The sequence below is a fragment of the Nonomuraea glycinis genome (genome assembly GCF_035920485.1).
GTDB lineage: Bacteria > Actinomycetota > Actinomycetes > Streptosporangiales > Streptosporangiaceae > Nonomuraea > Nonomuraea glycinis.
Genome location: NZ_CP109166.1, coordinates 3,069,693 through 3,088,122 on the forward strand (window position 1 = coordinate 3,069,693; position 18,430 = coordinate 3,088,122).

General features: G+C 68.1%; 20 protein-coding genes and 1 tRNA gene. 9 read left to right on the forward strand and 12 right to left on the reverse strand.

The genetic code is table 11. The features are described 5' to 3' along the window. Positions 1-47 precede the first annotated feature (47 nt). Entirely contained in the window at positions 48-2,327 is a 2,280-nt protein-coding gene (locus tag OHA68_RS14280; protein ID WP_327108057.1) for a MinD/ParA family ATP-binding protein, read from the forward strand. 81 nt (positions 2,328-2,408) lie between these two features. Here OHA68_RS14280 and OHA68_RS14285 read toward each other — a convergent pair whose 3' ends face one another. Continuing rightward, complete coding sequence (locus OHA68_RS14285; RefSeq protein WP_189137410.1) at positions 2,409-2,858, reverse strand: carboxymuconolactone decarboxylase family protein; 450 nt, start codon at positions 2,856-2,858, stop codon at positions 2,409-2,411. An 83-nt stretch (positions 2,859-2,941) separates the two neighbouring features. Here OHA68_RS14285 and OHA68_RS14290 point away from each other — a divergent pair, with 83 nt between their 5' ends. Beyond that, positions 2,942-3,820, forward strand: a complete 879-nt coding sequence (locus tag OHA68_RS14290) for a sigma-70 family RNA polymerase sigma factor (RefSeq protein WP_327108058.1) — start codon at positions 2,942-2,944, stop codon at positions 3,818-3,820. A 24-nt stretch (positions 3,821-3,844) separates the two neighbouring features. On the opposite strand, the gene OHA68_RS14295 is transcribed toward OHA68_RS14290, so the two are convergent. Next, positions 3,845-3,934, reverse strand: a tRNA-Ser gene (locus OHA68_RS14295). 53 nt (positions 3,935-3,987) lie between these two features. Here OHA68_RS14295 and OHA68_RS14300 point away from each other — a divergent pair. Then, entirely contained in the window at positions 3,988-4,308 is a 321-nt protein-coding gene (locus tag OHA68_RS14300) for an STAS domain-containing protein (RefSeq protein WP_327108059.1), read from the forward strand. On the opposite strand, the gene OHA68_RS14305 is transcribed toward OHA68_RS14300, so the two are convergent. Then, complete coding sequence (locus OHA68_RS14305) at positions 4,297-5,142, reverse strand: NUDIX hydrolase (RefSeq protein WP_327108060.1); 846 nt, start codon at positions 5,140-5,142, stop codon at positions 4,297-4,299. The two genes, OHA68_RS14300 and OHA68_RS14305, sit on opposite strands and share 12 nt — an antisense overlap. 378 nt (positions 5,143-5,520) lie before the next feature. Here OHA68_RS14305 and OHA68_RS14310 point away from each other — a divergent pair, with 378 nt between their 5' ends. Next, complete coding sequence (locus OHA68_RS14310; protein WP_327108061.1) at positions 5,521-6,597, forward strand: GNAT family N-acetyltransferase; 1,077 nt, start codon at positions 5,521-5,523, stop codon at positions 6,595-6,597. Between the two features lie 247 nt (positions 6,598-6,844). On the opposite strand, the gene OHA68_RS14315 is transcribed toward OHA68_RS14310, so the two are convergent. Both OHA68_RS14315 and OHA68_RS14320 read right to left on the reverse strand, forming a co-directional pair. After that, on the reverse strand, positions 6,845-7,273 hold the full coding sequence (locus OHA68_RS14315) for a DUF6463 family protein (protein WP_327108062.1): 429 nt from the start codon (positions 7,271-7,273) through the stop codon (positions 6,845-6,847). Between the two features lie 159 nt (positions 7,274-7,432). Then, positions 7,433-7,798 carry a UTRA domain-containing protein gene (locus OHA68_RS14320; RefSeq protein WP_327108063.1) on the reverse strand — a complete coding sequence of 122 codons (366 nt, stop codon included), beginning with the start codon at positions 7,796-7,798 and terminating at the stop codon, positions 7,433-7,435. Here OHA68_RS14320 and OHA68_RS14325 point away from each other — a divergent pair. Then, complete coding sequence (locus OHA68_RS14325) at positions 7,751-7,957, forward strand: hypothetical protein (protein ID WP_327109642.1); 207 nt, start codon at positions 7,751-7,753, stop codon at positions 7,955-7,957. The genes OHA68_RS14320 and OHA68_RS14325 overlap by 48 nt on opposite strands. Positions 7,958-8,160: 203 nt before the next feature. Here the strand turns inward: OHA68_RS14325 and OHA68_RS14330 are convergent, their stop codons facing one another. Further along, positions 8,161-8,502 carry a VOC family protein gene (locus tag OHA68_RS14330; RefSeq protein WP_327108064.1) on the reverse strand — a complete coding sequence of 114 codons (342 nt, stop codon included), beginning with the start codon at positions 8,500-8,502 and terminating at the stop codon, positions 8,161-8,163. A 515-nt stretch (positions 8,503-9,017) separates the two neighbouring features. Between OHA68_RS14330 and OHA68_RS14335 the strand changes: the two genes are divergently transcribed. Then, positions 9,018-9,431, forward strand: a complete 414-nt coding sequence (locus OHA68_RS14335; RefSeq protein ID WP_327108065.1) for a hypothetical protein — start codon at positions 9,018-9,020, stop codon at positions 9,429-9,431. Between the two features lie 380 nt (positions 9,432-9,811). Continuing rightward, positions 9,812-10,861, forward strand: coding sequence for an RDD family protein (locus tag OHA68_RS14340; RefSeq protein ID WP_327108066.1), 1,050 nt, complete (start codon positions 9,812-9,814; stop codon positions 10,859-10,861). Positions 10,862-11,004: 143 nt separating this feature from the next. On the opposite strand, the gene OHA68_RS14345 is transcribed toward OHA68_RS14340, so the two are convergent. The 6 genes from OHA68_RS14345 to OHA68_RS14370 form a co-directional block, all read right to left on the reverse strand. After that, positions 11,005-11,418, reverse strand: a complete 414-nt coding sequence (locus OHA68_RS14345) for a hypothetical protein (protein WP_327108067.1) — start codon at positions 11,416-11,418, stop codon at positions 11,005-11,007. A gap of 631 nt (positions 11,419-12,049) precedes the next feature. Beyond that, the gene (locus tag OHA68_RS14350) at positions 12,050-13,051 is read right to left on the reverse strand and encodes an AraC family transcriptional regulator (RefSeq protein ID WP_327108068.1); all 1,002 of its coding nucleotides are present in this window, start codon (positions 13,049-13,051) and stop codon (positions 12,050-12,052) included. Positions 13,052-13,168: 117 nt separating this feature from the next. Next, on the reverse strand, positions 13,169-13,897 hold the full coding sequence (locus OHA68_RS14355) for a M15 family metallopeptidase (RefSeq protein WP_327108069.1): 729 nt from the start codon (positions 13,895-13,897) through the stop codon (positions 13,169-13,171). Positions 13,898-13,973: 76 nt separating this feature from the next. Continuing rightward, the gene (locus tag OHA68_RS14360; RefSeq protein WP_327108070.1) at positions 13,974-14,213 is read right to left on the reverse strand and encodes a hypothetical protein; all 240 of its coding nucleotides are present in this window, start codon (positions 14,211-14,213) and stop codon (positions 13,974-13,976) included. Beyond that, positions 14,213-14,617: a hypothetical protein gene (locus tag OHA68_RS14365; RefSeq protein ID WP_327108071.1), complete on the reverse strand. Its 405-nt coding sequence runs from the start codon at positions 14,615-14,617 to the stop codon at positions 14,213-14,215. Before OHA68_RS14365 ends, OHA68_RS14360 begins: the two co-directional genes overlap by 1 nt. Next, on the reverse strand, positions 14,614-16,479 hold the full coding sequence (locus tag OHA68_RS14370; RefSeq protein WP_327108072.1) for an MDR family MFS transporter: 1,866 nt from the start codon (positions 16,477-16,479) through the stop codon (positions 14,614-14,616). The genes OHA68_RS14365 and OHA68_RS14370 overlap by 4 nt, the downstream gene beginning before the upstream one ends. An 87-nt stretch (positions 16,480-16,566) precedes the next feature. Here OHA68_RS14370 and OHA68_RS14375 point away from each other — a divergent pair, with 87 nt between their 5' ends. Beyond that, a complete protein-coding gene (locus OHA68_RS14375) occupies positions 16,567-17,157 on the forward strand; it encodes a TetR/AcrR family transcriptional regulator (protein ID WP_327108073.1) in 591 nt (196 codons plus the stop codon). 121 nt (positions 17,158-17,278) lie between these two features. Next, positions 17,279-18,397: a S1 family peptidase gene (locus tag OHA68_RS14380; RefSeq protein WP_327108074.1), complete on the forward strand. Its 1,119-nt coding sequence runs from the start codon at positions 17,279-17,281 to the stop codon at positions 18,395-18,397. Positions 18,398-18,430 lie beyond the last annotated feature (33 nt).

The window sequence follows — 18,430 nt, forward strand, 5'->3', positions numbered from 1 at the left end:
CTGCGAAGTATTTGCTGCCCCTTTAGACCCACCCGAGGGGGAACACGGTGGCAAGGCACGATCGAGAAGAATCGCTAGAGGAACAGCTGGCTTGGCTTGACGCGATCAAGGAGACGGAAGAGGTCCCGGTCAAGGTCAGTTCCTCGGCCGCGACCGACGACTCCGTCGCCTCGCCATACCCTCAGGACCCGTGGGCGTCGGTCCCGCAGCACGACACACCGCCCCCGCCGCTGTTCCGCGCCGCGGTCGACTCCGTGTACGGCGCGGCGCCGGCCGAGCAGGCGCCCGAGGCGAAGAGCGAGGCCGGTGAGTGGGCGGACGAGGACGAGCCCGCTTTCAGCGCCAAGCCGAGCTTCCTGGACACCCCCGCCAAGCCGGGCTTCCAGGACAGCGCCAAGCCGAGCTTCCTGGACAAGCCCGCGCCGCCGGACGAGCCTGCCGTCAAGGACGAGCCCGCCTCCCCGCCGGCCAGCCTGGGCAAGGCGGCCGACGACACGTTCGGGGCGCCGCTCCGGCCGCTGCCCCGGCCCGACGACACCGACACCTACTCGATGCTGCCGCTGCCCGGCAAGGCGAAGCCGCCCGAGGACCAGACGGAGGAGAACCTCCCGTGGCCGCTGCCGCCCGAGTGGGCACGGTCGTCGGCGGCGTCCGTACCGGAGGAGGCGCAGGAGGATCAGGCCGAGCAGGACACCGGGCCCCAGCAGGTCATCGGACGGCCCGCTGCACTCAGGCCTGAGCCGGTCGCCGAGACGCCGCCGCCCGCCGAGACCCCGAAGCGACCTCTGGACGAGCCGCGGCACATCTTCGAGGAGCCCCGGCGGCACTTCGACGAGCCGCGCCGCCCGTTCGGGGAGCAGCGCCCAGCCGAGACCTCCCCGCGTGCCTTCGACGAGCCCCAGCGCCTCCCCGAAATGCCTCAGCGTGCCTTCGACGAGCCCCAGCGCCTCGGCGAAGGGCCGCAGCGTGCCTTCGACGAGCCGAAGCGTCCCGCCGAAGCGCCTCAGGGCGCCTTCGATGAGCCGAAGCGTCCCGCCGACGGGACGAGGCGCCTCTTCGATGAGCCGCGGCGTTCTGTCGATGGGCCGCCCAAACCGGCTTTCGAGGAGCCTGAGCGCCCGGTTCGGGAGTCTTCGGACGAGCGCGCCTTCGACGACGAGCCCGCGCCCCCGTTCGGCGGCGCCCAGCGGGCTTACGACCAGCCCGCACGTCCGCTTGACGAGCCGCAGCACGCCTTCGGGCAGCTTCCGCCGGCCTTCGACGAGCCGCAGCGTCCGGCCGCCGAGCCACGCCACCGCCAGGCGCCGGAGTTCCAGCGCTCGGCCGAGCCGCGGCACCGCCCGGCACCCATCCCCGTCTTCAATGCCCCGCCCCGCCCGCCGGTCACCGGCAGGCCGAGCGCCGACAGCCTCGACCCCGAGACGCTGCTGCGCGGCCGCCGCAACGCCCCGTCCAAGGGCTGGCGCAGGCTGGTCTTCAAGGCGTCGGGCGGCTGGATCAAGCCGGGTGAGCCGCCCGAGGTCAGGCGCCGCCGCGAACTGATGACCAGGGCCCGCACCCCGGTGGCCGCCGGTCACCACCGGGTGGCCGTACTCAGTCTCAAGGGCGGGGTCGGCAAGACCACGACCACGGTCGGCCTCGGCGCGACGCTCGCGCACATGCGCGGCGATCGCGTCATCGCGATCGACGCCAACCCCGACCGGGGCACGCTGTCGGACAAACTGGTGCTGGAGACCTCGGCCACCGTACGCGATCTGCTCAACGAGCATCAGCAGGTCAAGAGGTACGTCGACATCAGGGCGTTCACCTCGCAGGCCCCGTCACGGCTGGAGGTGCTGGCCTCCGACCGCGACCCGTCGGTGTCCGAGGCGTTCAGCGGCGCCGACTACCAGGCCGTGTCCCAGGTGCTGGAGAACTTCTACTCCATCTGCATCACCGACTGCGGCACCGGCCTGCTGCACTCGGCCATGGGCGGCGTGCTCGGCATGGCCGACCAGATCGTGCTGGTCAGCTCGCCGTCGGTGGACGGCGCCAGAGCAGCCTCGGCGACGCTCGACTGGCTGGAGGCCCACCACTACGGCCATCTCGTACGTGACGCGACCGTGGTGCTGTGCAGCGTCAGGCCGCGGTCGAAGTCGGCCGTGGACATCAAGAAGCTGGAGGCGCACTTCGCCGCCCGGTGCCGTGCGGTGATCCGCGTGCCGTACGACCCGCACTTGGAAGAGGGCGCGGAGATCGACCTGGACCGGCTGCAGGAGACCACCAGGGAGGCGTATCTCCAGCTCGCGGCCTACGTCGGCGACGGGTTCGCGGGCACCCAGGAGTGAGCGGGCCGTCGTTCGCACGGGCGCGCCCGGGAGTGAGCGGGCCGTCGTCCGCACGGGCGCCCGGCACAGGACGGGGCCGGCTCACCAGGTCTTGCCGGCCTGCTCCTGAATCGTGTGGTTGATCCGGTTGAAGAAGTTGGTCAGCGCGATGTCCAGAATGATCGCGGAGAGCTGCTTTTCGTCGAAGTGAGCGGCGGCGGCGTCCCAGACCTCGTCGGTCACGCCCGGCGCGCCGTCCTGGATCCGGGTGGCGGCCTCGGTCAGCGCGAGCGCCGCCCGCTCCGCCTCGGTGAAGAAGGGCGTGTGGCGCCACGTGACCACGTTGTGCAGCCGCTCGTCGGTCTCTCCCTGCTTCTTGGCCGAGTCGATCCCGGCGAACACGCACGGGCCGCAGCCGTTGATCTGGCTGGCTCGCAGGTGGACCAGCCCGAGTACGCGCGGGTCGACGCCCCCGGCGTACATCGCCTTGTAGAGGCCCTGGATCGCCGTCATCACGTCGGCGTTCGCGGGGCTCTTCATGCGTGCTTCCATCGATCCTGCTCCTTCATCGGTTACCCGAGCCCGTCCGGGCCCGTCATCACCCATGACGGAGCAGCGCCGAGGAAGGTAACAACATGTCCGAAACCAGTCCGACGGACCCGGTGGCCGAGACGTTCGAGGCCCAGCGCGACCGGCTGCGCGCGGTCGCCTATCGCATGCTCGGATCACACGCCGATGCCGAGGACGTGGTCCAGGAGGCCTGGCTGCGGCTCTCCCGCCAGGACCCGGGAACCATCCACAACTTCGCCGGCTGGCTGACCACGGTGGTCGGCCGGATCAGCCTCGACGTCCTGCGCTCGCGCCAGGCCCACGCCGAGGCGTCCTACGGCGACCGGCCGCCCGAGCTCGTCGTGACGGTCGACGACGGCCCGGCGCCGGAGGACGACGCGGTGCTCGCCGACTCGGTGGGGCTCGCGCTCCTCGTCGTCCTCGAATCGCTCGGGCCGAGCGAGCGGCTGGCGTTCGTGCTGCACGACCTGTTCGCGGTGCCGTTCGCCGAGATCGGCCAGATCCTCGGCAAGTCCGCCGACGCCACCAAGATGCTCGCCAGCCGCGCCCGCAGGAAGGTGCGGGCGACCGAGCGGCCGACGGTCACCGCAGGAGAGCAGCGAGAGGTGGTCCAGGCCTTCCTGGCGGCGGCTCGGCATGGCGACTTCGCGGGGTTGCTGCGCGTGCTCGACCCCGAGGTGAGGCTGACCGTCGACACTCCCCAGGGTGTGGTCGTCGTTCTCGGGGCCACCAAGGTCGCCTCCGGCGCGCGTCTGGGCGCGGCCACGGCCGTGCGCGGGCGAGCGGTGCTCGTCAACGGCCTGCCCGGGTTCGTATCCTGGCTGGACAGCGGCGTCCCGCTCTCGGTCATGGCGTTCACCGTCGTCGACGGCCGGATCGCCGACATCGCGGTCGTGACCGACCCGGCCAGGCTCGCGTTGATGGACCTGCCGGATCCGGGGTGAGTCACCGCCGAGCGGGCTGGAACGTGGCGGAGGGTGTGGGATTCGAACCCACGAGGCCATCGCTGACCTGGCCGCTTTCAAGGCGGCTGCACTCGTCCACTATGCGAACCCTCCAGTGCGCGCACACAACGATAGCGGCTGTGGTGGCAGCGGTGTACGTTCGAGTGGTGACGGATCTTAGCTTCGAGGTTCTACGAGTGGAGGAGACCGTCACCGTGCGCTTGGACGGTGAGCTGGACAAGGTCGCCGCTCCCGCGTTCAGGGAGCGCCTGGGCGGATTGTCGGCCGAGGGCCCGCTCGACGTCGTGATCGACGCGAGCCGGTTGACCTTCTGCGACTCCAGCGGGCTGTGGGTGCTCGTCGAGTTGCAGCGGGGTGTCGCCGAGCGCGGCGGGTCCCTCACGCTCACCGGCGTGCACGGGGTCCTGCGGCGCGTGCTCGACGTGACGGGGCTCAAGGCGGTCTTCGACGAGGTGTTACCCGCGTAGCTGTGACAGCAGCCACTTCGGGCCGGTGGTCTCGGCGCCGAGCGCGCTCACCCGCTCCTTCAGCCCCCGGTCGGCCGTGACGACGAGCGTCCGCTCCCACGGCCTGGCCCGTTTCACCACCCCCACGATCGCGTCATCGCCGCTGCCCGTGGCCGCCACCACCTGAATGCCTGGAATGTCCGGCACGCCCTTCGCGGCGCCCTCGACCACGGCCACCAGGCGCGGATACCACTGCGCCAGGGTCGGATGGGTGAGTCTCATGCCCGCGACCGATCGCAGCAGCCGGGTCGCCGCGCCCTGGCGGTCGTTCCACCAGCCCTTCTCGGCCTGGGCGCCGACGATGTTCGCGACGTCCAGCACCACGGTCTCCGGGTTGATCGCGAGCTGGACCTGGTCCCACGTCGCGGCGAAGCCCGGATGCAGCACCCGGTCGGTGACCTCGGGCAGCGGCAGCCAGCACAGCTCGTCGCTCTCGCTGTTGGCGCACACGGCCGCCAGCAGCCCCGCCGACTCGGCGATCACCGTCTCGAACGCCCACCCGCCGTGATCGTCACGGTAGACGCCCTGGACCCGAAGGTGCTCGGCGCCGAGCGCGGCCTCCTCGCGGGCCTCGCGCAGAGCGCTCGCCACGGCGTCCTCATGGCTGTCGCGGGCGCCGCCGGGCAGACCCCAGGTGCCGCCATGGTGGCTCCACAGGGCGCGCTTCTGCATCAGGACGTACGGGGTGCCGAGGTCATCATGGTGTACGGCGAGCAGTCCGGACGCGCCGTGCACTCCCCAATGCCGGTGCCCTTGCGCACACTCGGCCCAGCCGTCGCCGTCCTTGTCCGCCATGCCGTGATCCTCTCAGCCGCCTTGGGGACCCGTACTTCAGTTGACCGTACCCAGTGTCGGGCGTGATGCCGGCGTGGGCACCGGGTGGGGGTCGGCCACGGCAATGACGTTTCCGGATGGCGGACGGGAACTCGGCGCACCGGCCGGCCGCGGCGCGCACGTTCACCGCGTTCACGAAGGGTCGGCTGAAGCGCTTTCAGCCCGGTTGTCGGAGTTTCTCGGTGATCGGAAAGACACCATTGACAGCGATCTTCCCGCGTGCGAATCTCGCGATATCCGGCTCATGGAATAGACGGCGAACCCGGGGAACGGGGGCCATTTTCGGTGTTGCCATTCATCGAACCTCTGAGTGGCCTGGCCGCAGCGCAATGGAATGCGATGACCGCCGATTTCCTGTATTCATCGCGCCGCTGGCTCGCGTTCTGCGCGGAAATGTCGTCCATGCCGTCGGGGGCGGTCACCGCGGCGCTCTCCGGCGGCGGCCTGGCGGCTCTCCCCGTCGCGCTGGCGGGCGGGGTGGCGAACCCGTTCTACGACTGGACGGCGATCCTCGCCGCGCGCGGCCTGCCCGCGCCGCCGCCCTTCGGGCTGCTGGCCGGCCCCGGCCACGGCTACCAGACTCACCTGCTGACCACACCGGGGGCCGACCGGCGCGAGGCCGCCGAGCGGCTGCGCGCCGCGTTCGACGAGGCGGGGCTGCCCGCGATGGCGATGTTCCTCGGCACGCCGGACGTGGCGGTGCTGCGCCAGGCCGGCGTGCGGGCCCTGCCGGTGCTGCTGCAGGCCGACGCCTGGCTGCGGGTTCCGGCGGGCGGCTGGGACGAGTGGCTGGGCTCACTGAGCAAGGGCCGCCGGTACACGGTCAGGAGCGAGGTCAAGCGGTTCACCGAGGCCGGGTACGAGATCATCGAGGGGCCGCTGCGCGAGTGGACCGGCGTGGCCGCCGAACTGCTCGCGGCCACCGAGGCGAAGTACGGCCACGCCCATCCCGCCGGGTTCTACGAGCGACTGCTCACCGCCCAGGCCAAGCACATGGGCGAGGAGGCCAGGGTCGCCCTGTGCGTCCCGCCGGGGGAACCGCCGGTCGGGTACGTCCTTTATCACATATACGGCGGCACGCTTTATGTGCGCTCGGCGGGATTCGATTACCCACGGCTGCGCGGCGTCGCCGAATACTTCAATCTCGTCATTTACCTGCCGCTGCGGCGGGCCGTGGAGGTCGGCGCCCGGATGGTGCACACCGGCATCGAATCCACCAACGCGAAAGCGCTGCGCGGCGCCGAGCTGAGGCCGCTCTGGATGCTGGAGCTTTCACGCGACGGCGTTCTCGCGGACCATGCGGAGGCGATTCGGACCGCCAATTCCCGCACCGCGGCGGAGCTCTCCACGACGCTTTTCATGGAGAAATCGTGGCGTTGGGGCGAGGAGACGGCCGACTGGTTCGAGCGACCGTGAGGTCACCGGCCCCTACAGGCATTGGAATGCCCCGCGTTCTCATCGATGTCGCCGGCGTTGACGGTTGGTGCGGTTGAGGAACTTCACTCGGTCCAGACGGCTTGGGCTCCGCTGTGACCAGCACGCACCGTTGCGATGGTTCCTCCCACACCGCCGACCAGGGCGAGGACCGCCAGGACGATCACCATGGCGGCGTGCCACCGCGGCCGAGCCTCGGTGCTCAGGTGATGGAGCGCGTGCTGTGTCCCTACCCGGCCACGCGGGAGTGCCGCCTGGCGACGAGGTTCGCCGCGATGAGCAGCCCGGCAGGAATGGCGGTGAACAGGAAACCGCTCGGCCCGATCAGGCTGACGGCCAGCGCACCCCAGGCGAGGGTCACCCAGCCGACATATCCGGGAACGTGCTGTCCCTGCCGTCCCGCCCGCGCCACCAGCAGTCCCAGCAGCACCAGTACCACGACGAATCCACCGGGCAGCGCCCAGAATGTCGCCACCGAGCCACTGTCCGCGACCCTGTTACGGAGATCCCCGGCGAGCCAACTGGACCATGGCGCGAGGCCGGCGAACACGGCGGTGTGCGCCACGGCGATCAGGATCATACTTCGGCCGGCCCAGACGGTCAGCCGGCTCGGGGGCGCGGACAACACGGGTGGGTGGGGCGCAGATGCGGTGCTCATGGGTGAAAGTCTTCCTCGGCCATGGCCCGGCGCCCTCCCCCGCAGGAGCGATACGGCTCCCTCGTCCGGGGGGCGTACAGGTGCGGTTCCAGGGCGACTGAATCCGTTGAGGACGAACGAACCGACGTACCCATTGCACGCCGTGGTGTGGACGTTCGTTCAGTCAGGAATGGCGAAGGTGTACGACCACATGAACCGGCTCGCCGCATGCACGCCACGGGCATACTCGACCACCCGCCCGTCAGCCGTACGCGTGGTACGGCGCAACTCGATCACCGGCTCGCCCGTCGGAAGATCGAGCAAAAGCGCTTCCTCGGCGGTCGGCATGCGGGCATGGAGGTCCTCGGTGATCTCGTGCGGGGAGAGCCCTCTGTCAGCCAGCACGCGAAACCCGCCACCCTGCCCGGCGATCCCCGGAGACGGATCGGTCAAGGGCGTGCCCTCGACATCAGCCTGGCGGTAATAGGAGGTCATCGTATGAGTGGGGCTGCCGTCGCGGGTCATGACCCGGGCCCGCTCGTACACCGAGGAGCCGACCTCGACGCCGAGCGCCGCCGCGACCGCTTCGTCCGCCAGTTCTACGCGCTGGCCACCTGGTCGGCACCAAAACCGGTCATCGTCTCAGCGGCCACAGTCGAGGAGTTGGAGGAGCAACTGTCCTGGTTGGGCCTGGCAGCAGCCTGACAGGGGTGCCGCTTGGCCGGGTTCACCCGGCCAAGCGGCCATCGATGACCTGCTAGTAGCCGAGGACTGTGCTCAACACTCACGTCAGCAGCCGATAGCGTCCGGCGAGCAACGCATCCTCTGCGTGACTGGCATCGCTACGGCATCAGTGTCAGGCGGATGACCTTCATCCTCGGCGGTCCGTGACCAGGCCCAAGGTGGCGTCAGCCAGGGACGCCGCCGAAGCTGATCTCATTGCCTTCCGCGTCCCGGTAGATCACCTTGGTCACGCCACCGTCGTACGTCTCGCGCTCGGCGGGTTCGATGCCCCGTCGGGAGATCGCGGTGACCCGGTCGTCCAGGTCGTCGACGAACGACAGCACCAGGGCGTTCCCTGCCCGCTCCGGATCCTGCACGATGTAGATGTACCGGTTCTCGGCCACCTCCCACACCGCCTCGATGTCGTTCGGCAGGAACGAGGGTTTGCCACCGAAGAACTGCTCGTACCACGGCAACGCCGCGGCGTAGTCGGTAACGGGGATACCAGCAAAGAGGTCCAGCGCCATGTCGTCCTCCGCGCGTAGTCGATGTGTCGCCAATACTGACCCCGGCAGCATCGGAAACTCATCGACACCCGCCTCGCACCACTGACCGCTGGGCCGTCCCCCAGACGGTCTGGCGCAACCTCTTCGGCGGAGCCCGACAGGAGATTGGCATCCTGGCCTACAGCGCGTTGTTCCTCGCCGAAGACCGGGGCATCCTCGGCATCCTCACCGACCGCGCCAAGGCTGGCGTCACGGTGCGCATTCTGCTCGGCGACCCTGAGGGCCACGAGGTAGCTGCGCGGGGCGTCGACGAGGGAATCGGAGCGGAGATCATGGCAGCGAGGGTGCCTCTGCGGGCCGGTCCTACCCAGCCACCCCGCCGCACAATCGAACGCAGTGACCAGGCGTACGTCTGCGTTGGATTGGCGGCGTGCTCAGGTGTACGTAGACGTGCCATACCTGGGTGATATTCACTCGACGACGGGAACTCGACTGACTACTTTGATCAGAGATGAGGCCGACCGTGGGAGCTGGTCGTGAGGCGTAAGACTCCGCAGGAGAAGAAGAAGTACAGCTACGCTAAAGACCGGCGTAACGCTTATGGCGAGAATGACAAGAGTTCACGCAAGAACATCCCCCGGCGGAAGAAGGCTCCTCATCGTGCCAATCGACGGCGCGCCGGCCAGATCCTGGAAACGATCACAGGAGCGGTTGACGAGAGCGCTGAAGAGGGTGCAGAGGTGCGTCTCTTGAGTAGGCGCCCGAAGTCGTGGAAGAAGCTTCGGGACGCGCCCTTGGGAGAGATCGTCCAGAACCGTCTTGAACGCAGGATCCAGCTAGGGATCGAAGATAGAGTACGGGGCGCAAAACGTATCAGGCAGGTTCGTAAGCGGCTACACAAGCCATCTGCTCCGGAACGCTTCACCGGGGTTCACATCGAAGTGGGCTAAGGCCGTGACGATCGCCCACTACGCTGCCCGCCTCAGGGGCCGGGGCGATCGCGCCGCGACCCGACTTCGTCGGGTCTTGCCACCGGGCCACCGGGCCACCGGGCTTCTCGGGTTGCTCGCGGATGACATCAAACCGGTGGCGGCCATTTTGGCGACGTAAATAGAAGACAGGCAAAGCGTGGTTGCGCAAGCTTCGAGTCCGCCAGGCGATGGAGATCCTGCACGGCGAGCGCTGACCGAAAAGGCCGCGTTGTAGTCCGGTGGGAAACCGGCTCTGTTCCTTCTCCGGTGTGGTGTGGTGCGGCGCCAGGCCCGGCTGTCGCGTCTGTGTTGGGTGCCGAGGCATCGTAAGGTGACCCTTCCAGGGCGAAAGGATCACTGTGCCGCAGCTACCCCGGTTGTCGCGGCCAGCGCTGTCGGCGTGGGTAGCGGCTGCGGCCATCGCCGCCTTCCCGACCTGGGAGCTGCGGCGCGAGCGACTCGAGCCGGTGGAGTTCATCCGGAGCGATGACGGGTTCGACATCTACCGGCTCATGTGCCTGTACAACAGGGGTGGATCGACGCTGTCACCGCTTGCCCCGCTGCGTCGTGATCTCGAAGCGGTCATGGAGATCACGGTGGAGTGGGCGGTTCCAGCACTCGTCGTCCTTCTCGGCCTCCTCGCGTGTCTGGGCCGCAGAGATCCCGGGGGCACGGGCCGACGGGTAGCGGGGCTCCTCGTCCTGATCGCGGTCATCGAACCGCTTGCCTCGTTGTACAGCGATCGGAGAATCTGCGGCGAAACGATCCCGCTGTTCAGCGCCGACTGGTTCGAAGGGGCGGCCGGTGGTTGGGGGGCCACCCAGATGTGTCTCCTGGTGGCCGCGGCGCTGGTGTTCGCCGCGTCGGGGGCGATACGGTCCGTCACCGCGGGGGAGCCGGGCGAGTCACCGGCCGAGACGTTGTGGCGCCGTCCGGCGGCGGCCCTGGTCGACTATTTGATCGTTGTCGCGGTCATCAGTGCTGTTGCGGGTGCGGCGTGGCCCTTGATCGGCCTCGATTTCAAGACCCAAACGGGAGCCGGACTCATGGAGCGGGCCGACGCGTACGTGTTCCGGAGCAGCGTGAAGCCCGCAGAACTGGCCATCCTGGCCGGGCTGTTCCTCTACCTCTGGGTGCAGCACTCCCTGTGGGGGCGGACGCTTGGCAAGCGACTGCTGGGCATTCGCGTCGTCGCCGCGCACACGGGCGGACGGCTGGGCGCCGGCAGGGCCGCGCTCCGCACGCTGCTCTTTCCCCTCCTCGTCGTCGTCCCCGACGTCGGGTTGTGGTGTCTCCTCGCGGATGGGCTGTGGATGCTCCTCGATCCCGAAGGCCGTGTTCTTCATGACCGCGTGCTGGGCGCTGCGGTGGTACGCGACCGGGTACGGGACGCTCAGCCTCAGGCCTGACCCGACATCATCTGCGCGATCTGCTGACGCGGATGCCAACCACGACCCTGGACGGCTGTGGACGGCCCTGGACGATCGTGTTCTCACTCGTCATGAAGTGCTTGATCAGGGCGCCACTGCGGAGGCATAACGGTAAATGGTCCTTAGGTCGATCGCTCAACGCATATTTGGTCGAGAATGTCAACGCCGTCGGGGATCCGTTTGAGGGCCTTGTAGGGATTAGCCGTCGCGGCGGCGCGGAGTACCTTCGCGGCGTTCGGCGTCGCGCTAACCACAAGGATTTGGAATACCTTGCGGGCGTCGCCTTCAGCACCTATGGACGGGATTTTGATGGTCCAGTTGCCGTTCGGACTCTGAGGATTCGCCACCGAACCGGCGTACATACTGTTGTCGGGAGGCTGGGTGATCTCCCAAAGAACCGAACCGTAAGCCATCTTCGCGGTTCCTGACAGAGCGAACTCCTTGCCTCTCTCGACTGAGGCACAAGCACCTTTGTTGATCATAGGTTGAGTGATGGCCGCCGTGCTGACGTTCCTGCCTTCCCGTTCGTTGGCCATGCGAGCCTCATGAGCTGACCAGATGGCGGAACCGGTGCTAACAATGGTGCATAACAGGATTGCGGCCATGTTCAACGTCAAGAACCTGCCAGTCGCCCGGCTTTGCCCCACGTCCTCTTCGACGCCTTGCCCTCTGGGGGAGCGCCCAGCGAGCGGCGGATCTGGGCGGCGCGCAGCACGATGAAATCCGGCCCACGTACTCAAACGCCGCATTAATCGGACAGTCCGCCCCTGGGTGCCGACCGGTGATTTCTTCGCCGTCATATAGCTCCCTACAATCACACATTCAGCTGGTGCGCCCACCATCTTTGACTGCGCCTATGTCAGCGGAGTGCCTTGTCAGGCCATGTATTTCCGGCGACCCGATCCAGGTCGTTCATCATGAATAATAAGGCCGACAGCATGTCGCCCGCGATCCCATTTGCGCAGCGGATGGCCGATTTACGCAAGCCAGTAGGGCGGAACGATGTGGTGCATGGCGGAAGGTGGGTGGGGTGGCTGCCCCCAGATCAGCCACACGATCCCAAGTAGGCCAGGAATCCGCCCTTTGCCAGAACGGTGTGGCGGCTACCTCCCATCAGGCGATGGCACCTACAAAGCCGCCCCTCGACGCTGGCCGTCCTGCTGCCAGTCATTTGACTGACCGCAGAGTCTCGAAAGGGCGAACTCCGTACTTCTTACTGTAAGCGGTGGCGAATCGCCCCAAATGGGTGAAGCCCCACCGATACGCTACTTTGGTGACGCTGGTGTAGGACGGCTCTGACGCGACAAGTTCCGCGTGTACCTGCTCTAGGCGCAAGTCCCGCAGGTAAGCCATCGGCGACAAGTTCAGGTGAGTCTGGAATGCCGCTTGCAGTGTGCGGATACTGACACCTGCGATTTCGGCGAGCTCTGCCGCAGTGAACGGGGTCTCCGGTGATGCCCGCATCGCTTCGATGGCTCGTTTGAGCGCCGAGGGTCGGCATGGCAACCCGGGGCTGAGCAGTTCCTCCCGGTAGTGGTGATCTGCCGATGCCAGCAGATGGGTGAGCATGCTGTGCCATAGTGGCGCGCCGATGATCTCCTGCCTCGTCAGGGGCTCCTCGCGCCCGATCTGCCCGGCGAGCATGCACGCCAGGTCCCGCAGAATTCGCCCATAGCCATGGGTCAGATCCATCGAGGGGGCGAGATCGATCGGTGAGCGAATGGGCCTTTGCAGAAGGCGTTCCAGTTCCGCCTCCAGCGCCTCGCGCCTGATCTTGATACACAGGATACGGCTACGCGCGCTCCATCGGCTCAGCTGCACATCCCCGGTCGGCCCGTACAACACAGCACGTTTCGGGGTTGCCGTGATCTCGTTCCCCAAATTCTTGGAGCTCAGGTAGCCCGACAGCGGAATGTTGAGGTGATAGAACTTGCGAAGCTCGGCGAAGTCCATCTTGATGTCTGCGTCGAACTGACAGTCTCCAACCAGGATCGGCCCGAGCTGCATGGCGTCGATCGACATCCTGAATTGTTCGGCTCCGCGAAGAATATCCATGCGAAGCGGATAGTACGTCTGGGTGCCCTGCTCGCTAGCCTCATCAAGGTCAAGGGTGCGAGTGCTGAACCTCCAGGGCAGCGATGGAACTGCCGTGGCATCCGAGTTCGCCATGCTGCCGCCATGACACTAGGCCCACTGATCAATCTAAAACGCTAGCATATGCGCGGTTACCCCAACCTTGCTAACGCAGTCGCTAACAATGACCTTGGACGATCACGGACGCAGGTGTCAGCCACCGCCCTTGCTGAAGTGTTGGTAGTCCTTGGTGCCTGCCCAGTCGCCGCCCCATTCCCAGCCGACCTGGCGAAAGGCGCGTACTACCCGGTCTCCTGGGTTGATCACGCCCTTGCCCTTCATGGGGCGTTCGGTGTACTTCTTGGCGTTCTTGTGGGCGGTGCCGCCGGCTGCGGTGACGTACGGGTTCTCGCGGGGGTTGATGTCGATCGCCTGGCCGTAGGCGTGGTTGGACCAGTTGCTCGAGCCGGTGGCGCGGCGGCAGTTGAAGGCTGAGGTGTTGTCGGCCTCGATCGAGTCGAAGTCGTCGGCCTTGTAGGCGTCGACCAGTTTCATCTGCCGGATCGGCCAGCGCCAGTCGTACAGCTTTCCGAAGACCTGGACGATGTCGTCGGTGACGGTCTTGCGGACGACGAGTTCGCCGGTGTGGGGCTTGTCGTCGAAGCCCCAGTAGCTCAGGGTGATCAGCCGCAGGTCGCGGTAGTGGACCGGGCAGCCCTCGCGCCAGGAGTAGGGCAGGCGGTCTCGGGCGACCTTGGTCACCTTGGCCTTGAACTCGGGCGGTTCCGTCCGGGTCGGGGAAGGCATGGGAGTGGACGCGGTGGGTGTGGCGGGCATGGTGGGCGAGGCTGGCGGGCTCTGCTCCGAGGACGCGGCCGGTTCCTGCCCGCCGCACGAAACGGACGCGAGCACCACGAACGCCATGGCGGCAGCACGTTTCATCTGGCCACCATATGCCACGTCTTTCCAGGTCAAGCTGTTATGGGCCCCGTACGGCATGGCGTTTCGCTGTCAGGCGTCAGGCGTCGGTGGGGTGTTCGGCCCGGGTGGTGAGCTCGCGGAGTGCGTCGGCCGCGTAGAGCACGAGGGTGATGAACGAGAGTCCGGCCAGCCCGCCGCCCAGCCACAGGCTGTTGACCGTCGCGGCCGTGTAGGGGGCGCCCGCAGGCTGGTAGCCGACCACGAACGGCGAGGCGACCAGCCAGAGGCCGGCCAGGAACAACAGGACGAGGGCGCAGACGCCGAGCCGAGCCTTCATCACAGGTTCTCCTCCGATTTGACCAGCGGGCCCGAGCCGTTCTGGCGGCCGGGGCGGTGGCTCAGGTCTTCGCGCAGCGCCTCGACGAGCGGGGCGAGCAGCGTGGCCAGCTCGGAGGAGGACGTCTCCACGGGGGCGGCGACGGGAACGGGGATGGGCTCCGGCTTGCGTACCTCCACCAGCCCGCGGGCGACCAGCTCGTCGCGAATGGCGGCGACGAAGGCGGCCACCCCGGCGAGCGCGACGACGGCCACGCCGAGCCCGGTGAAGAACTGCGACGTGGTGGCGCCAGTCCAGGAGGCGTTCTCCGGCTGGGCACCCAGCGCGAACGGCGCGATCATCAACCACAGCCCGGCCATGAAGGCCAGGCCGGCCATGACAGCGCCCATGAAGGTGCGAATCATCGGGGGATTCCTCCGGTCACGAGGTCTTTCTGAGGTGGCACGGCCTGTTCGATCAGCGCGCGGGAGGTGGGACGCAGCACGTCCTGCGCCACCGATCTGGCACGCTCGCGCTCGGGCCGATCGTCGGGCGGGGCCATCCTGGCCACGGCGGTGACCAGCGCCGACGGCCGGTCGGTGGCCCGGTCGACGCGCTGGGCGACGAGTTCGAGCAGCAGCCCGGCCAGGACCAGGTCCTGCTTGCTGAGCGAGAGCGAGGGCGAGGGCGAGGGTGAGGACGAGGGCGAGGGTGAGGACGAGGGGGACGACGATGCCGGTGGGGAGGCCGGAGCGGCCTCCGTGTTGCCGCGCAACGGCAGTTCCTTGAGGAAGAGCACCGCCAGGAAGCCGAGCACCGCGATCGGCACGCCCACCAGGAAGACGGTCTCCAGCCCGCGGGTGAACGACTCCAGCACGATGTTCTTGACGGCCACCGGCAACTGCTGGATCTCTTCGGGACTGCCGAGGGAGACGGCGCCGCTGGGCAGGGTGAGGTGCGCGGCCCGGGCCAGCTCGGTCATCTCGGTGGTGAGCCGGCTGTTGAGGATCGCGCCGAACGCGGCCACCCCCATGGCCCCGCCGAGCGCCCGGAAGAACGACACGCCTGAGGTGGTGGAGGCCATGTCGCGCACCTCGGAGCCGTTCTGCGCGGCGAGGATCAGCATCTGCATGGTCAGGCCGAGCCCCAGGCCCAGAACGCCCAGGTCGAACCCGATGAGCAACTCGGTCGAGTCCACGTGCAGCTGGGACAGCAGGAACAGGCCGACGGCCACGAGCGCCAGCCCCACCACCGGGTACGCCTTCCACTTCCCGGTCCTGGTGACGATCTTGCCGGAGCTGATGCTCGCCATGAGCATGGCCACCACCATGGGCAGCGTCATGAGTCCCGACTTAGTGGGACTCATCCCCTTGACGATCTGCAGGTACTGCGGCATGTAGATCAGCGCGCCGAACATCGCGACGCCCACGAACAGGGACGCGGAGGCGGTGAGCAGGAAGGTGCGGTTGCGGAACAGGCGGGGCGGCAGGATCGGGTTGCCGGAGGTGCGCTCGGCCAGCACGGCCAGGGCCAGCGACAGCAGGGTGAGCGCGCCGAGGAAGTAAGTCCAGGGGGAGTTCCACGCGAACTGCTGCCCGCCGAGGGTCAGCAGCAGCATCAGGGCGCTCGCGCTGGTCGTGATGGCGGTGGCGCCCCAGATGTCGATCGTGGTGTCCCGCTTGACGACGGGCAGTTTGAGCACCCGCTGGATCACCACGGCGGCGACGATCGCGAGCGGCACGCCCACGTAGAAGCACCAGCGCCAGCCGAGCCAGTCGGCGTCGACGAGGAACCCGCCGAGCAGCGGCCCGATGACGGTGGCGACGCCGAAGACAGCGCCCATGTAGCCGGAGTAGCGGCCGCGCTCGCGCGGCGAGACGATGTCGCCGAGGATCACCTGGGCGAGGGCCGACAGGCCACCCACCCCGAGCCCCTGTACGGCGCGGGCGGCGATGAGCTGGCCCATGTCCTGCGACAGGCCGGCGAGCAGCGAGGCCCCGACGTACAGCGCCAGAGCGGTCTGGAACAGCAGTTTCCTGCCGAACACATCCGAAAGTTTGCCCCACAGCGGCGTGGACACCGTCATCGTCAGCATGGTCGCCGACGCCACCCACGGGTACTGCTCCTGCCCGCCGAGCTCTCCCACGATCGTCGGCAGTGCCGTGCCCACCACGGACGTCGAGAGCATCGAGGTGAGCATGGCGAGCATGAGGCCCGCCATGACCTTGAGGATCTCGCGATGTGTGTACTGCCGTGCTGTGGCGGTTGCGGTCTGTGCCTGCGCCACCGCGACACCACATCCCCTCTTGTACTGATATGCCTTTGGAGTATACGTCCGTTTACTAGCCGCGCGGCAAGTAGATATATTCCTCACATGAACGGCAAGGCGATCCCGGGCATGGACACCCAGCTCGAGGAGGCGGTCAGACCGCGAGACCGTGAGGCCACCCGGCAGCGACTGCTGGCCGCGGGCAGGACGCTGTTCGCCGAGCACGGCTACGAGCACGTGACGGTGCGCATGATCGCCGCCGAGGCGGAGGCCAACGTCGCTCTGGTGGGCCGCTACTTCGGCTCCAAGGCAGGGCTGTTCAGTGAGGTCCTGCAGGGCGAGCCCACGATCCGCCGCATCCTCGACGGCGACGCCGAGGGCCTGGCCAGACGCCTGGCGGTCTACGCGGCCAAGCGCATGACCCACGACCCGAAGAGCCGCATCCTGCGCTCGCTCGAACACTCCTCCCAGGACCCCGAGGTCAAGGCTCTGGTACGCGAACGCCTGCGGACGGCCTTCATCGAGCCGATCGCGGAGATCCTGGGCGACGCCCCCGAGGCCCGCGCCCGTGCCCGGATGGTCACGATGCTCTACCTCGGCATCGGCAGCATGCGCCGGACGTTCGGCCCCGAGCCGCCCACCCCGGCGGACGTCGATCGCCTGACCGCCATGTTCGAGGTCTGCCTGCACGGCTAGTTTCGGGGGCGCCGCAGCGGAGTTCGCCGTACGACCATAAGACCGAAATAGGGGTCATTTGGGGACCTGTCAGGTCCCGTACCAGCCGTTAACTTGACAGCACCCCCCTCAAGGAGTGCACATGTTAGGTAAACGCTGTGCCCTGGTAGGAGCCACCATCGTGGCCTGCCTCGCAACTCCTCTCCACGCCGCCATGGCCGAACCGGCCCCCTCGGCGGACCCGTCCACCCCACCCGCGGTGATCGACGCGCTCGAACGCGACCTCGGACTCACCGAGCAGCAGGCCATCACCCGGCTCGACAACGAGCGGCGCGCCGCCGCCACCGAGGCCAGCCTGACCTCCTCCTTAGGCAAGTCCTACGGCGGAGCGTGGCTGAACGCCGACGCCTCCAAGCTCATGGTGGCCACCACCGACGCCGCCACCACGGACGCCATCAAGTCCCAGGGCGCCGAGCCGGTCGTCGTGTCCCGTACGCTCGCCCAGCTCGACGGCGTCGTGGCGCAGCTCGACCAGGCGGCGGAGAAGACCCAGGGCGCCACGCTGTGGTACGTCGACGTGGCGACCAACAGCGTCACCGTCCTCGCCGCCACCCAGGAGGCCGCCGACGCGCTGGTCGCCGCGGCGGGCGTCGACAAGAGCGCGGTCAAGACGGCCGCGACCACCGAGACCCCCAAGCCGTACATCGACATCATCGGCGGCTCGCCGTTCTACATCGGCAGCAGCCGGTGCAGCGTCGGCTTCTCCGTGACGCGCGGCAGCACCCCCGGCTTCGTCACCGCAGGTCACTGCGGCACGCAGGGCGCGCGGACCACCAACCCGACGGGCACCTTCCAGGGCTCCTCGTTCCCGGGCAACGACTACGCCTGGGTCGCCGCCCCCGGCAACAACCCCACCCCGTACGTACGCGGCTCCGGCAGCTCCCGGGTGACCGTCACCGGCTCCACGCAGGCGTCGGTCGGCTCGTCCATCTGCCGCTCCGGCTCCACCACCGGCTGGCGTTGCGGCACCATCCAGCAGCACAACGCCACCGTGACCTACTCGCAGGGCAGGGTCACCGGCCTCACCCGGACCAGCGCGTGCGCGCAGCCGGGCGACTCCGGCGGCTCGTTCATCTCGGGCAGCCAGGCCCAGGGCGTCACCTCCGGCGGCTCGGGCAACTGCACCGTCGGCGGTACGACGTACCACCAGCCGGTCAACGAGATCCTCTCCACCTACGGGCTGACCCTCACCAGAGGCTGACCCCGTACCTGTGACGCGGCGTGTCCGGCACTG

Coding starts and splice junctions, on each gene's coding strand:
- OHA68_RS14285 (WP_189137410.1), bottom strand. CDS start 2,858: ATGGAAGCACGCATGAAGAGCCCCGCGAACGCCGACGTGATGACGGCG.
- OHA68_RS14290 (WP_327108058.1), top strand. CDS start 2,942: ATGTCCGAAACCAGTCCGACGGACCCGGTGGCCGAGACGTTCGAGGCC.
- OHA68_RS14305 (WP_327108060.1), bottom strand. CDS start 5,142: ATGGCGGACAAGGACGGCGACGGCTGGGCCGAGTGTGCGCAAGGGCAC.
- OHA68_RS14310 (WP_327108061.1), top strand. CDS start 5,521: ATGACCGCCGATTTCCTGTATTCATCGCGCCGCTGGCTCGCGTTCTGC.
- OHA68_RS14315 (WP_327108062.1), bottom strand. CDS start 7,273: ATGAGCACCGCATCTGCGCCCCACCCACCCGTGTTGTCCGCGCCCCCG.
- OHA68_RS14325 (WP_327109642.1), top strand. CDS start 7,751: ATGAGTGGGGCTGCCGTCGCGGGTCATGACCCGGGCCCGCTCGTACAC.
- OHA68_RS14330 (WP_327108064.1), bottom strand. CDS start 8,502: ATGGCGCTGGACCTCTTTGCTGGTATCCCCGTTACCGACTACGCCGCG.
- OHA68_RS14345 (WP_327108067.1), bottom strand. CDS start 11,418: ATGGCCAACGAACGGGAAGGCAGGAACGTCAGCACGGCGGCCATCACT.
- OHA68_RS14350 (WP_327108068.1), bottom strand. CDS start 13,051: ATGGCGAACTCGGATGCCACGGCAGTTCCATCGCTGCCCTGGAGGTTC.
- OHA68_RS14355 (WP_327108069.1), bottom strand. CDS start 13,897: ATGAAACGTGCTGCCGCCATGGCGTTCGTGGTGCTCGCGTCCGTTTCG.
- OHA68_RS14360 (WP_327108070.1), bottom strand. CDS start 14,213: ATGAAGGCTCGGCTCGGCGTCTGCGCCCTCGTCCTGTTGTTCCTGGCC.
- OHA68_RS14365 (WP_327108071.1), bottom strand. CDS start 14,617: ATGATTCGCACCTTCATGGGCGCTGTCATGGCCGGCCTGGCCTTCATG.
- OHA68_RS14375 (WP_327108073.1), top strand. CDS start 16,567: ATGAACGGCAAGGCGATCCCGGGCATGGACACCCAGCTCGAGGAGGCG.
- OHA68_RS14380 (WP_327108074.1), top strand. CDS start 17,279: ATGTTAGGTAAACGCTGTGCCCTGGTAGGAGCCACCATCGTGGCCTGC.